Consider the following 12626-nt stretch of genomic DNA (forward strand, 5'->3'; position numbering starts at 1 on the left):
TTGTTCGCCGCAAAAGTATGCCGCCTCCCGGATTTGAACCGGGGACAGCTCGATCTTCAGTCGAGTGCTCTCCCAGTCTGAGCTAAGGCGGCGCGCACTCGAAGCGAGGACGAGGGTAGAAAAAAGGATTTCGAAAGTCCGCTCGCCATCCAGCGAATCGTGTGTCGGTCACCCACGCCGCTACGGCAGGAAGAGGTCCGCGCTGTCGAACTCCGCTCCGCAGTCGTCACAGACGTACTCTGCCCCGTTCACCGTCGAGACGCGCCCCCCGCATTTGGGACACGTCGAACCGTTTATCATGGTCTGCGGTAGCACAGACCCCGATAAATGACTTTCGACAGGTGTCAGTTCGGTAAGAGCAGCGGAGCGAGACTCACATTCGTTCGTCTCGCAGGGTGCGACTCCTAGTCACCCCCACAGACGGCACTGGCTCCTCGCTTCGCTCGTCGCAGTCGCCGTCAGAAGTGGGTCCGGGCGGATTCGAACCACGGTCACTCCGCTACGCTTCGTTCCCTGATTAGAATCCGCCGGCCGCTTCGTACACGCGGCGCTCGAAAGTGAGCGCCGCGAGAACTCAGTGGGTCCGGGCGGATTCGAACCACCGACCTCGGCCTTGTAAAGGCCACGTCATAACCAACTAGACCACGGACCCGCACTCTCACGTTTTCCACCGTCGGGAATAACCCTTTCTTTCTGGGGTCGGAACGCTTACCCGCGCTCTGGCCCTCAGTAACGGTATGAATCGTCGTCCGCTGGCCGTCGTCTTCGGACTGGTCGGCGTGCTCGCGTTCGCCGTGGTCGCCCTCCAGACCGGCCTGTGGGTCGACCTCGTCGGCGTCGGCGATCACGAGGAGGGGAACGTGACGGTCTACGACGAGACGCCCGACGCCACCGCGGCCCCGACGCCGACCGCGACATCGACGGAGCGAGCGACGACTGTCGCGGCCCACGGCGACGGCGGCGAGCGGTTAGCAACCGTCGAAGTCCGCATCTCGAACACTACCGCCCAACGCTATACGGGGCTCAGCAATACGACGTCGCTGGGACCGAACGAGGGGATGCTGTTCGTCCACGAGGAGGAGGGGACCTACGGCTACGTCATGCGGGATATGGACTTCCCGCTGGACATCATCTTCGTCGACTCGAACGGGACCATCACGACCATCCACCACGCGCCGCTGCCGCCGGAGGGGACGAGCAACTCCGAACTAAAGCGATACGAGGGGCGAGGGAAGTACGTCCTCGAAGTGAACCGCGGGTGGGCCAACCGGACCGGCGTCAGCGTCGGCGATCGCGTCGAACTCCCCGAGAGCGTCGCGTAGCCCAACGCGCTTTTGCGGCTCGGGCCGCTAGACCGGCTGATGGATTTCGATGCGGCGTCGGACGACGACGTCTTCGAGGACGCCCGCGAGCGCGTCGACCGGCCGATGTGGCGGTTGTTCACGGCCTACGGTCGCGGCCAGCGCGGGGCGTTCGTCGTGGGCCTTGTCAGTTCGATTTTCGCCCGAATGCTGGACCTCCTGCCGCCGGTGTTGCTGGCGCTGGCCATCGACTCGGTCATCCAGGGGCGGACGAGCTACGGCCTCCCGCTGGTCCCCGACGCGTGGATTCCGGGCACGACCGTCGGGCAGTTGTGGCTGACGGCGGGGCTCATCGCCGCCTCCTTCGCCGGCGGGGCGATCTTCCACTGGAGCCGGAACTGGGGGTGGAACAAGTTCGCCCAGCACGTCCAGCACACGGTCAGGACCGACACCTACGAGACGATGCAGCGGCTGAACATGGACTTCTTCGCCGACAAGCAGACCGGCGAGATGATGTCGGTCCTCTCGAACGACGTCAATCGGCTGGAGAAGTTCCTGAACGACGGGCTGAACTCCACCTCGCGGTTGGTCATCATGGTGCTCGGCATCGCGGCGTACCTCTTCTACATGAACTGGCAGCTGGCGCTGGTCGCGCTGTTGCCGGTGCCCATCATCGCAGTGTTCACCAAGCGGTTCATCGAGACGATTCAGCCCAAGTACGCCGACGTGCGCGCGTCGGTCGGGAAACTCAACTCCCGGCTGGAGAACAACCTGAGCGGCATCCAGATCATCAAGACCGCCAACACCGAGGAGTTCGAGTCCGACCGCGTCGAGGACAGTTCGCAGGACTACCTCGACGCGAACTGGGACGCCATCGAGACGCGCATCACCTTCTTCCCCGGTCTCCGCCTCGTCGCCGGCCTGGGCTTCGTCCTCACGTTCGCCGTCGGCGGCCTGATGGTCATCGGGCAGCCCCCGGGGCCGCTCTCGCTGTCGCTCTCGCCCGGCGAGTTCGTCGCGTTCATCATCTACACCCAGCGGTTCGTCTGGCCGATGGCGCAGTTCGGACAGATAATCAATATGTATCAGCGGGCCTACGCCTCCGCGGAGCGGGTGTTCGGTCTGATGGACACGCCCGGTCGCCTCGAAGAGGCCGACGACGCGCCGCCGCTGTCGGTCACCGAGGGAGCCGTCGAGTACGACGACGTGAGCTTTCGATACGATGGCGACGAGGACCCGATTCTCGAAGACGTCTCCTTCGAGGTCGACGGCGGCGACACCGTCGCGCTGGTCGGCCCGACGGGCGCGGGCAAGTCCACGGTGATGAAACTGCTCCTGCGGATGTACGACGTGGACGAGGGCGCGGTGCGTATCGACGGACAGGACCTCCGCGACGTCCAGATACCCTCTATCCGGCGGGCCATCGGCTACGTCAGCCAGGAGACGTTCCTCTTCTACGGGACCGTCCGCGAGAACATCACCTACGGGACGTTCGACGCGAGCGACGACGAGGTGCGCGAGGCCGCGAAGGCCGCCGAGGCGCACCAGTTCATTCAGAACCTCCCCGACGGCTACGACACGATGGTCGGCGAACGCGGCGTCAAGCTCTCGGGCGGCCAGCGCCAGCGCATCGCCATCGCCCGCGCGATGCTGAAAGAGCCGGAACTGTTGGTGCTCGACGAGGCGACCAGCGACGTCGACACGGAGACGGAGATGCTCATCCAGCGCTCGCTCGACGAGTTGAGCGCCGATAGGACCACCTTCGCCATCGCCCACCGCCTCTCGACGATCAAGGACGCCGATACCATCCTCGTCCTCGACGACGGCCGCATCGTCGAGCGCGGCACCCACGAGGAACTCCTCGCGGCGGACGGTCTCTACGCGAACCTCTGGGCGGTGCAGGCCGGCGAGATCGACGAACTGCCCGAGGACTTCGTCGAGCAGGCGATTCAGCGCCGGGCGCAGACCGACGCGGACGATTGACTCAGCAGCCAGTCCGGAGGCAGGTGTGACCGATCACCCCCGTCTCACCGCCCGTAATCGCATCGCCTACCGTCGAACTGTGTCCGCGTCCTCGACCGGGTTAGCGCGGTAACCGAGTCCGCTCGCTACCGGGGCCAGCGCTCCGAACAGTACCTTCTGGACCCGAAGCGGTGGGCTCGCTAGGTGGAGTAAGTCGTATCCGTAGGCGTCGTAGAGAGCTGCGACCCGAAGCAGGGGCGGCGCGCCATCGGTCTTGACCTCGCCCCGCTGAGCGAGGGTGGCTAAGTCACGGAGGAAGGCCTCGGTCTGCAGTCCCGGCTGGATACGGACCCGCAGGTGGAGTCGAGTGTCGCCCGCGTTCGTCCACGTATGTGGGGTGGCGGCCTCGATCGTAACCGCCTCGCCCTCGCGGTATCTCGATTTGACACCCTCTCGGATCACTTCGACGGTGCCCGAGCTCACGGTGAACGTCTCGTCTTGCTTCGGGTGGACGTGCTCGGCGAGCGGCGACATCTCGGGGGACGCCCAGACGTCGAACTCCAACGGGTCGGTCGCCGGCTCGTCGGGCCGGGAGTGAAACCGGAACTGTTCCCCGGTGACCGGATTTTCGACGTACGCGGAATCCTCCGGATTCACTCCGGACGGCACGGCTAACACGGTCATGTTGAATAGTACCAACCGGCAGACTATAGCTGTCCGGGCCATCGTGGAGGCTCGGTGGACTGATAAATCGGCGCGACGCGCCGATATTCGGGTGGCTGATAGCTCACCTGCCCGAACGCTTATGCTCGGTATTGCTGTATGCTCATATATGACACTCACAGAGGCGGACGCCGATCCGAGTCGAATCCTCGATCACGAGGGATTTCCGGGCAGATGGGAGATCATCGAAACAGCGGACGAGACCGGTGGAAAACGGTTCAAGACCCGAATAGAGTTGGACGAACGAGGGAGGTTACCGCCACATCTCCATCCGACCGCCGAGGAGAGCTATCAGATCATCGCTGGCGAACTGGAGATACAGGTCGATGGGGAGTGGTCGACGGTCGAAGCCGGCGAGGAAGTCGTCGTCCCACCGGATACGGAACACGCGTTCGAGAACACGGGGCCTGCCGAGGTGATCAACGTTCACCGACCCGCGATGCAGTTCGAGGAGTTCTTTCGGGGGTTCCAGAGGTTGAAAACGGAACGCGGGGTGCCGATGCCGCCGGACGACATCGAGTCGTCCATCTTGCTCGCCATGCTGGTCGTCGAACACGAAGACGAACAGCGTGTCGTTCACCCGCCACATTGGGTATTCGAGATACTCGCGAGGCTCGGGGACCTGCTCGGCTACCGGCCCCCGACTGAGTGAGCGAGCAAACGGGCCGATGTCGGTGGTGTCGTCTCCGCGGTGGGGTTCCCGTTTGCTGCCTCCGTCTTCTGTATTCGCCAGCGGTCTCTCTCGACTGCTGAGGATTTCGACGAGGCCGTGACACGACGACTTCTCGGGTTCGACCCTCAGATGCCGGGCCGACAGTTAAACGCCTCGCGCTGCAAGTCGAAACATGCGAGTTCTCGTGACCGGCGCGACCGGTTTCGTCGGCAGCAACCTCGTCCCGGCCCTGGTAGAGCGGGGCCACGAGGTGGTCGCGCTGACCCGCGACCCGGATAGCTACGACGCGCCCGACGGCGTCGAAGTCGTCGAGGGCGACGTCCTCGATTCGGACCTGACGCTGCCGTCGGTCGACGCCGCGTACTACCTCATCCACTCGATGGAGGCGGGCGAGGACTTCCGGGAGCGGGACCGGAACGCGGCGAGAAACTTCCTCAAGGCCGCCGACGAGGCCGGCATCGAGCGGCTGGTCTACCTCGGCGGGCTGGGCGGCGACGACGACGAGACGCTGTCGGACCACCTCAAGTCCCGCCGCGAAGTCGAACACATCCTCGGTAGCGGCGACGCGCAGCTGACGGCGCTACGGGCGGCCATCGTCATCGGCGACGGCTCCGCGAGCTTCCGGATCATCCGACAGCTGGCGGGCAGGCTGCCGGTGATGGTGACGCCGGAGTGGGTCCGCACCGACTGTCAACCCATCTATATCGACGACGTGGTGGACTACCTCGTCGGCGTCCTCGACGCGCCGGAGACGGCCGGCGGCACCTACGAGATCGGCGGTCCCGACGTCCTCACGTATCAGGAGATCCTGCTGACGACGGCCCGGCACGTGCGCGGCCGGGAACCGCTCATCGTCCCCGTCCCCGTGCTCTCGCCGAGCCTCTCGGCGCGGTGGCTCGGGCTCGTCACGGACGTCCCCACCAGCGTCGCCAAACCGCTCGTCGACGGCCTGCGCAACCGCGTGGTCGTCGACGACCACCGCATCGAGGAGCTGGTCGACGTGGACCTGACGCCGTTCGAGGAGGGCGTCCAGCGAGCGCTCGACGAGGAGAAGGCGGCGTGGAAGCGCGTCGCCGAGGCCTGATGGACGGGTCCCTCGTTCGGCGGCCCGGCACAAACAATTATGTTCGAGTGCCATGTATTGACGTACCATGTCGACGGCATACCTCGTGAGCACGGCTCTGATGGGGGTGTTCGTGCTCGCGGTTCTGGGGTGGATCGGGCGGAGCCGCGGCTGGTACCACTACTCGCCGAGCACCGAGCGCGTCGCGTTGCCGCCCGGCGACGACTTGAACGCGCGATTCACTCGGTTATCGGGCGACCCGATCGCGCTGACGGTGGCCTTCGCGCTGCTGGTGGTCGGCGCCGTCGGCGGCGTCGCGTTGTACATCGGCGGCCCGACGGAGATGCGAGCCGCCGCGGGAATCGCCGTCGCGCTCGGCGGCGGACTCCTCTTGGTCGGCTACCTCCTCTTCGGGGTCTACCTCTCGGCGACGCGGCGAGGCCACCCCCGGTCGCTGGCCGTCGCCGAGTCCGCGACGGTGGCGGGCGCGCTCTTTCTGCTCGCCGTGACCCTACAGCTGGTCGGCTGAGCGCCGCGCTGTGCGGTTCTCTGTTCGGTCCGGAGAACGAGAGCGGCGGCTCCGACTCAGAGGATCGAGTACGCGGCGGCGAAGGTCAGCGCCATCGCCGCGACGGTGCCGCCTAAGACGAGGTACGTCACCGACCGGGGTTCCCAGCGCAGGTGCTGGTAGTAGGCGGCGACGCCGACGGCCTTGACGACCGACAGCACCATGATGACCCCGAAGGCCAGCCAGTACGCGCTCTCGACGAGACCCGCGAACTCCACGACGGCCTGTGCAGTCGCGAACGCGAACAACACGACGTATATGACGGTGTATCCTTTCCAGTTCATTTTCGTTCACCTCAGAGTATGTAGAACAGCGGAAACAGGAACAGCCAGACGATGTCCACGAAGTGCCAGTACAGCCCGAAGTACTCGATGGCCCTGTCGTCGCCCTGATAGGCCCCGTTCCACGCGCGAACGGTCATGTACGCACAGATGACGAGACCGACGGTGACGTGTGCCCCGTGTAAGCCCGTGGTGAGGTAGAACGTCGAGGACGCGATGTTCGTCGAGAGGTTCCAGCCGTTGGGGAACAGCTCCGTGTGGATGTGAAAGAGGTGCTGCCACTCCAGGCCCTTGTTTATCAGGAAGCCGACGCCGAGGGCGAACGTGCCCGCGAGCGCGGCGGTCGTTCCCTTCTTGCTCTCGCGCTCCGCGGCGACCATCGCCAGCACGACGAGGAAGCTCGACGTGAGCAGGAGGTAGGTGTTGATCAGTCCCGGCATCGTGACGTGCTCGGCGGGGATGAGGTCGTGGTGCCACGCGGTCCAGCCGTAAGCGACCCGGACGAAGGCGTACGACCCGATGAACGCCCCGAAGAGGACGATGTCGCTCGCGAGGAACGTCCACATCCCGAGCTTCGGCTTCTCCACCTTAGCGAAGGGCCAGCGCTCGGCGATGGGCATCTCCGGGGCGTGGAACGGCTCGCGGGCCATCCCGAACAGCGCCCCGAACGTCGCCAGACCGCCGAGCGCGGCCAGCGTGACGTAGACGACGCTGCCGGTCCGCACGCCCGAGAGACCGAAGAACGCGATGAATCCGCCCAAGCTCACCAGGAACGGCCAGAGACTGGCGTGGCTCGCGTGTTCCTCGCCGCTCGTCTCGTGGGCGGTCGCCGCCGGCGTTCCGGTCGCCGTCACGGGCGTCACCGAAGCGGTTCCGCCGCCGGGCCGATAGCCCGACGAGGCTCGCCGTCCGGTGGACGGCTCACCCCCATCGGCGGCGGTCCCGCCGTCCGTCGCAGCACCGCCGTCAGCAGCTACGCCGCTCCCGGATTTCCGGGTGCGTTCGGCTACCTCCTCGTCGTCGAGGAAGGAGAGCGAGCCGCCGGCGTAACTCGGGACGCCGGGGAAGTTCTCCAGCGGCGGCGGCGAGGAGACCGCCCACTCTGCGGAGGTGGCATAGGCCCACGGGCTGTCGCCGGCGTCCTCGCCGCGCCACAGCGAGGCGAAGAGGTTGTAGAACATGATCAGGAAACTCGCGCCCAGCAAGAACCCGCCGACGGTGGCCATCGAGTGCCAGATCTGGAGCTCTTGGGGGTACTGGAACACTCGCCGGGGCGTCTCCCACGCGATGAACATCGGGAAGTAGAGCAGGTTGAACCCGACGAAGTAGACGGCGAAGTGGAGCTTCCCGAGCGTCTCGTCGTACATCTTCCCGGTGATCTTCGGGTACCAGTAGTAGAGCCCGCCGAACAGCGCCGTTGCGCCCGCGACCATCACGTAGTGGAAGTGCGCGACCACCCAGTAGGTGCCCCGGAACTGGTAGTCGAGTACGATCGCGCCGAGGAAGACGCCGGTGATGCCGCCGATGATGAACAGTAGCAGCGCGCCAAGCGAGAACAGGAACGGCGTCGTGAATCTCACTCGTCCCTTCGCCATCGTGTAGATGAGCGAGAACACCATCAGGTCGAACGGCAGCGAGATGCCGATGGTGGTCGCCATGAACACCGTCTTGATTGGGAGGTTGATGCCCGTGAGGAACATGTGGTGCATCCAGACGACGAAGCTCTGGAGCGCCACCAGCACCATCGAGATGATGAACCACTTGCGGCCGACCAGTCGCCGCCCCGTGAAGGTCTGGAAGCACTCGGCCATCACGCCCAGCGCCGGGAAGAAGACGATGTAGACCTCCGGATGGCCGAAGAACCAGAACAGGTGCGCCCACAGCAGCGACGCCCCGGGGTTGTCGGCGTCGGTCGCCATCGTCGTCCCGTCGATGGAGTACTGGAAGTAGTTCGTCCCGATGATGTGGTCGGAGGCGAGGATCATCAGCGCCGCCAGCAGCGCGGCGAAGGCGAAGAGCATCATCCAGACGGTGAGGTTGATAGAGAGCGAGAAGATCGGGATATCGCGCATCCGCAGGTTCTCGGCGCGCATCCGGTACATCGTCGTCAGGAAGTTCACCGACCCGAGCGTGACGGCGGCGGTGAACATGATGAGCGCCAGCACGACCGACGTGGCCCCGAGTCCCTCACCGGGGATGTAGGCGGGCGTGTTCAGCGGCGCGTACATCGTCCAGCCGCCGGCGAAGGTCATCCCCTGGAAGAAGGAGACGCCCATCAGGACGCCCGAGAAGAGGTAGAGCCAGTACGACAGCGCGTTCAGACGGGGGAACGCCAGGTCGTCGGCCCCGATCTGCAGGGGGACGAGGTAGTTGGCGAAGCCGAAGGCAAACGGCGAGATGAACCAGAACACCATCAGCAGGCCGTGCGTCGAGACAGCCTGGTTGTACCCCATCGGCCCGAGCAGATCGGCGGCGGGCGTGATGAGTTCGAGGCGGAACAAGAGCGCTAAGGTCCCGCCGAAGACGAAGAAGAACAGCGCGGTGACGAGATAGAGGACGCCGATGTCCTTGTGGTTCGTCGTGAGGAACCAGCGACTGATCGAGGACTTCGGCGGCAGCCCGTGCTCGTGGCTCTCGCTCATGCCGGGACACCCCCGAAGGCCGCCGGGCTACTGATGCGGGCCGCCGTCTGCGTGGCGGTTCCGCTAGTTGGAGTTGCGGTTCCGTTCTCGGTCTGCGTTCCGCTCTCCGCCTGCGTTCCGTTTTCGCTCTCCGCTCCGTTCGCGGTCTGGTTCGACGTGTTCGCGTACCACGCGTCGTACTCCTCGTCGGAGACGACCTGCACCGGGGCGGTCATCAGCGAGTGGCCGCTCCCGCACAGCTCGTAACACTTGGCGGTGTAGTTGCCCGTCTGATTGGCCGTGAACCACGCCTGCGTGGTCTGGCCGGGGACGGCGTCGGTCTTCACCCGCAACTCGGGGATCCCGAAGTTGTGGAACACGTCCGACGACGTCACGTCTAATCTGACCACCCGGTCCTGTGGCACGCGAAGCGTGTTCGTCCGGTACCCGTTCGGGTAGGTGAACTCCCAGCCGAACCGGAAACCCTCGACGTCAATCTCCAGCGCGTCTACCTGCGGCCCCGACGGACCGTTCTCGATGTAGAGGAGCGTGGTGTACGTCCACGCGATGAGCGAGACGACGATGATCGCGCTGATACCGAACGAGTAGAACACCTTTCGCCCGCCGGACCCGCCCGTCGGCAGTTCCCCCATCTGCGGTCGCTCGACTTTGCCCTCGTAAGGGTCCTCGCCCGCCGTCTCGCGGTACTTGATGGCGTGATACAGCGTGTAGGACACGACGAGGATTCCCACCGCAGTCCCCAACAGCAGGAACACCTCGAAGATGCTGTTGAAGACGTCGGCCGGTGCCCTGACGCTCCCCCCGTGGAGCGGGATCCCGACCACGTTGTGTGGTATCGTGTAACTCATCGTTCCTTCATGATTTTTTGTAGCGTCTATTAGGTATTGTGGACAGTATGCTTACATATCTGGCCCGAGACCGAGCGGTGCGCGCGAACCTTTTTGTTCATTGGTATGTTACAACACGGCATGGCAGACACGTCATCCGGGGTCGAAGACCCCATGAACGGCGAGTCCGTGAGCGACAGCGAGGAGTTCGACAACCTGCGGGGCATCCTCGCCGACGGCGTCGTCGGCGCGGCCGGCGGCCTGGTCGGCACCGCGATGATGACGGTGGTCTTTCTTATCGCGCAGTCGCTCGGCGCGTTCGACCTCGCCGACTTCGCCATCCTCACCGAACTGGTCGGACTGACGGGCTACGTCCCCGAGGTGCTCTTCGGCTTCTTCATCTTCCTCGGCGGCGGGATGTTCCCCTGGCCGCTCCTCTTCGCGGCGCTCAAGGAGTACCTGCCCGGCCGAACCGACCCCGTCTCCGGGGCCTTCTTCGGCGCGGCGATGTGGACCGGGTTCGTCCTGGCCTTCTACACCGGCCAGACCGGGCTCTCGCTGGTGCTGTACGCCGTGCTGACCCTCGTCGCCCACGTCGTCTACGGGATGGGACTCGGAGCCGTCTTCAACTACTTCGCCACGCGACCCGACTCGATCGTCTGAGTCGTCGCTTCGAGAAAGCGCGTTCGATTCGACGCCGAACGGCAGCGTCGTACGGAGAAGCGCCCGTTACTCGGCCGTCTCGTTCGCAGTCGTTGTCGCGTCGGCCGTCGCCGTCTCGTTGCCGGTGGCTGTCTCGTTTACCGTACCGGTTTCGTTCACGGTGGCCGTCTCGTTCTCGGACCCGGTCTCGGATTCGACGGTCTCCGTTCCCTCGACGGTTCCGGTACTCGTCTCGTCGGCCGCCGTTCCGGTCGTTTCGTCGTCGCCCTCTTCGGTTCCGGTACTCTCCTCCTGGGAGGAGCCGCCGCTACACCCGGCGATGGCGACAGTCGCTGCACCTGCTGCGGTACTGACGAAGCGTCGTCGCGAGATTCCGTTGTCGCTAGACATACGCCGTCCTGTTTTTCCCAGCGCGTATTAAATCGAATTTATGCTCAAAGAGCGACAGTACATAGTGCTATTTACCATTATATATTCGAACTGAGGATTACGCGTTGCGGAGCCGGAGCGCCGCGGACCGCTACGCTGTGCCCTCGCGCGCACACCGCACACGCTTGCAGCCGGCGACGTGGACCGACGCCGAGCGCGTCGAGATCGACTTCGCGCTCCTCCCAGTCGGGAGCACCGAACAGCACGGCCCGCACGCGCCGCTGGGACACGTTTCGCGATTACGCCCGCGAGACGGTCGCCAGTCTCGCCCACCACGGCTGGGACCGCGTCGTCAACGGCCACGGCGGGCCACTAGAGACGAGCCTGTCCGACACAGCCGTCTCGAACTCGTCCGCGAGGACCGGGCCGACGAAGCCGCAGACGGCGCTGCCGACGGCTGGGACGAGTGGGTCAGCGGCGTGAACCTGACCGACGACGCCGCGGAGTTCAGCGAGAACGGGACCGTCGGTGACCCGCGCGAGGGCGGGCCAGAACGGGGGGCGCGACTGCTGGACGAAGCGAGCGCTGCGCTCGTCGAACTGCTCGACCGGGTGGCGACCCGCGAGCGGTGAGGGCGATCTAGGCCTCGGCCTCCTCCGCGTCGCCGTCCGCGTCCGTGTCGGCGTCGGATTCGGACTCGGACTCCTCTTCCGCTTCCTCCTCGCCGAAGTCTTCGAGCGTGCTCCGCAGCTGCGGGACGGTCGACGTGAGGTCGCCGACCTGCTCGCGCGCGCCCTCGACGTCCTCGATGAGGTCTTCGATCTCCTCGATGGCCTCGGCGAGGTCGTCGGCGTCCTCGAAGGCGTCGGCGCGTTCGCCCATCGTGTACCACTTCTTGGCGTCCCGCAGGTGGTCCTCGGCGTCGCCCACGTCGAGCGCGTCCTTCAGCGCGTTGAGCGCGCCGAGCGTGTTGTCGGCGTCGAGTTCCCACACGTCGTCGCCCTCGGGGAGCGCCTCGCGCGCTTCCCCCAGCGAGGCCTCGACGTCCGTACGCATCTCGTCGGCCGCGTCGGCGAACAGTTCGTCGTCGTCCAGACTCGTCTGACTCATACCGACCCGTTGGCGCGGTGACGGGTTAAAAGCCCGCCTGAAAGTGAAAGTGTAATCGCCGGACTGCAGTGGTCAGGAAAATCGGAAACCGAAACTGAAGGTGTTACAGGGATCTTCCCCGCTACCGCACGTCTCGCGACGGCCGAGACGGGGAAGCGAGCGCGAACCAACGTTTATCCACGTCGCACCGCTAGCTTTGCGGATGGGACTCTTCAGCGACGTCGGCCGGACGGTCGAGAAGACGAAACGGGCGTTCACCGATAACAAGCGGGCGGAGTACGTCTGTCTCGACTGCGAAGAATCGCTCGACGAGAACTACGAGTACTGTCCTCGATGCGGCGAGGATTCCGTCGAACCCGCCGCGTAACCCCGCCTCGCCGTCCGCCGTTCTCGGTTGTTGTAGCGGCTGTGACTGCGATGGGGCAGTCGATCGCCGCTGATCAC

14 protein-coding genes, 2 tRNA genes and 1 pseudogene are annotated in these 12626 nt (G+C 65.2%); 8 read left to right on the top strand and 9 right to left on the bottom strand.

The annotated features are described in order from the left end of the window. Window positions 1–18: 18 nt before the first annotated feature. The 3 genes from GO488_RS08130 to GO488_RS08140 form a co-directional block, all read right to left on the bottom strand. Window positions 19–92: transfer RNA gene (locus GO488_RS08130), tRNA-Phe, on the bottom strand. An 88-nt stretch (window positions 93–180) separates the two neighbouring features. Next, window positions 181–300: a zinc ribbon domain-containing protein gene (locus GO488_RS08135; RefSeq protein ID WP_162317263.1), complete on the bottom strand. Its 120-nt coding sequence runs from the start codon at window positions 298–300 to the stop codon at window positions 181–183. Between the two features lie 278 nt (window positions 301–578). Beyond that, window positions 579–652, bottom strand: a tRNA-Val gene (locus GO488_RS08140). Between the two features lie 85 nt (window positions 653–737). On the opposite strand from GO488_RS08140, the gene GO488_RS08145 reads away from it, so the two are divergent. Then, window positions 738–1322 (top strand): DUF192 domain-containing protein, encoded by a 585-nt coding sequence (locus GO488_RS08145; RefSeq protein WP_162317264.1) that lies wholly within the window; start codon window positions 738–740, stop codon window positions 1320–1322. Window positions 1323–1361: 39 nt separating this feature from the next. Then, on the top strand, window positions 1362–3284 hold the full coding sequence (locus tag GO488_RS08150) for an ABC transporter ATP-binding protein (RefSeq protein WP_162317265.1): 1923 nt from the start codon (window positions 1362–1364) through the stop codon (window positions 3282–3284). 66 nt (window positions 3285–3350) lie between these two features. On the opposite strand, the gene GO488_RS08155 is transcribed toward GO488_RS08150, so the two are convergent. Further along, window positions 3351–3947, bottom strand: coding sequence for a cupin domain-containing protein (locus GO488_RS08155; RefSeq protein ID WP_162317266.1), 597 nt, complete (start codon window positions 3945–3947; stop codon window positions 3351–3353). Window positions 3948–4038: 91 nt separating this feature from the next. On the opposite strand from GO488_RS08155, the gene GO488_RS08160 reads away from it, so the two are divergent. The 3 genes from GO488_RS08160 (at window position 4039) to GO488_RS08170 (ending at window position 6251) form a co-directional block, all read left to right on the top strand. Continuing rightward, window positions 4039–4638 carry a cupin domain-containing protein gene (locus tag GO488_RS08160; RefSeq protein WP_162317267.1) on the top strand — a complete coding sequence of 200 codons (600 nt, stop codon included), beginning with the start codon at window positions 4039–4041 and terminating at the stop codon, window positions 4636–4638. A 193-nt stretch (window positions 4639–4831) separates the two neighbouring features. Beyond that, window positions 4832–5743, top strand: coding sequence for an NAD(P)H-binding protein (locus GO488_RS08165; protein WP_162317268.1), 912 nt, complete (start codon window positions 4832–4834; stop codon window positions 5741–5743). Window positions 5744–5810: 67 nt separating this feature from the next. Then, window positions 5811–6251, top strand: coding sequence for a hypothetical protein (locus GO488_RS08170; protein WP_162317269.1), 441 nt, complete (start codon window positions 5811–5813; stop codon window positions 6249–6251). A gap of 56 nt (window positions 6252–6307) precedes the next feature. Here GO488_RS08170 and GO488_RS08175 read toward each other — a convergent pair whose 3' ends face one another. Genes GO488_RS08175 through coxB form a run of 3 tightly spaced genes read right to left on the bottom strand, consistent with a single transcriptional unit; the run spans window position 6308 to window position 10061 of the window. Beyond that, entirely contained in the window at window positions 6308–6574 is a 267-nt protein-coding gene (locus tag GO488_RS08175) for a cytochrome C oxidase subunit IV family protein (protein ID WP_162317270.1), read from the bottom strand. An 11-nt stretch (window positions 6575–6585) separates the two neighbouring features. After that, a complete protein-coding gene (locus GO488_RS08180; RefSeq protein WP_162317271.1) occupies window positions 6586–9213 on the bottom strand; it encodes a cbb3-type cytochrome c oxidase subunit I in 2628 nt (875 codons plus the stop codon). Continuing rightward, window positions 9210–10061, bottom strand: coding sequence for a cytochrome c oxidase subunit II (gene coxB / locus GO488_RS08185; protein ID WP_162317272.1), 852 nt, complete (start codon window positions 10059–10061; stop codon window positions 9210–9212). The genes GO488_RS08180 and coxB overlap by 4 nt, the downstream gene beginning before the upstream one ends. A gap of 120 nt (window positions 10062–10181) precedes the next feature. Here coxB and GO488_RS08190 point away from each other — a divergent pair, with 120 nt between their 5' ends. Then, complete coding sequence (locus GO488_RS08190; protein ID WP_162317273.1) at window positions 10182–10703, top strand: DUF6789 family protein; 522 nt, start codon at window positions 10182–10184, stop codon at window positions 10701–10703. A 66-nt stretch (window positions 10704–10769) separates the two neighbouring features. On the opposite strand, the gene GO488_RS08195 is transcribed toward GO488_RS08190, so the two are convergent. Beyond that, on the bottom strand, window positions 10770–11093 hold the full coding sequence (locus GO488_RS08195; RefSeq protein ID WP_162317274.1) for a hypothetical protein: 324 nt from the start codon (window positions 11091–11093) through the stop codon (window positions 10770–10772). A gap of 164 nt (window positions 11094–11257) precedes the next feature. On the opposite strand from GO488_RS08195, the pseudogene GO488_RS08200 reads away from it, so the two are divergent. Further along, a pseudogene (locus GO488_RS08200) lies at window positions 11258–11704 on the top strand (creatininase family protein). Between the two features lie 7 nt (window positions 11705–11711). Here GO488_RS08200 and GO488_RS08205 read toward each other — a convergent pair. After that, the gene (locus GO488_RS08205; RefSeq protein ID WP_162317275.1) at window positions 11712–12182 is read right to left on the bottom strand and encodes a DUF5790 family protein; all 471 of its coding nucleotides are present in this window, start codon (window positions 12180–12182) and stop codon (window positions 11712–11714) included. A 202-nt stretch (window positions 12183–12384) separates the two neighbouring features. Between GO488_RS08205 and GO488_RS19645 the strand changes: the two genes are divergently transcribed. Further along, complete coding sequence (locus GO488_RS19645) at window positions 12385–12549, top strand: hypothetical protein (RefSeq protein WP_164509627.1); 165 nt, start codon at window positions 12385–12387, stop codon at window positions 12547–12549. Window positions 12550–12626 lie beyond the last annotated feature (77 nt).

It is taken from the genome of Haloarcula limicola, from assembly GCF_010119205.1.
Taxonomy (GTDB): Archaea; Halobacteriota; Halobacteria; order Halobacteriales; family Haloarculaceae; genus Haloarcula; species Haloarcula limicola.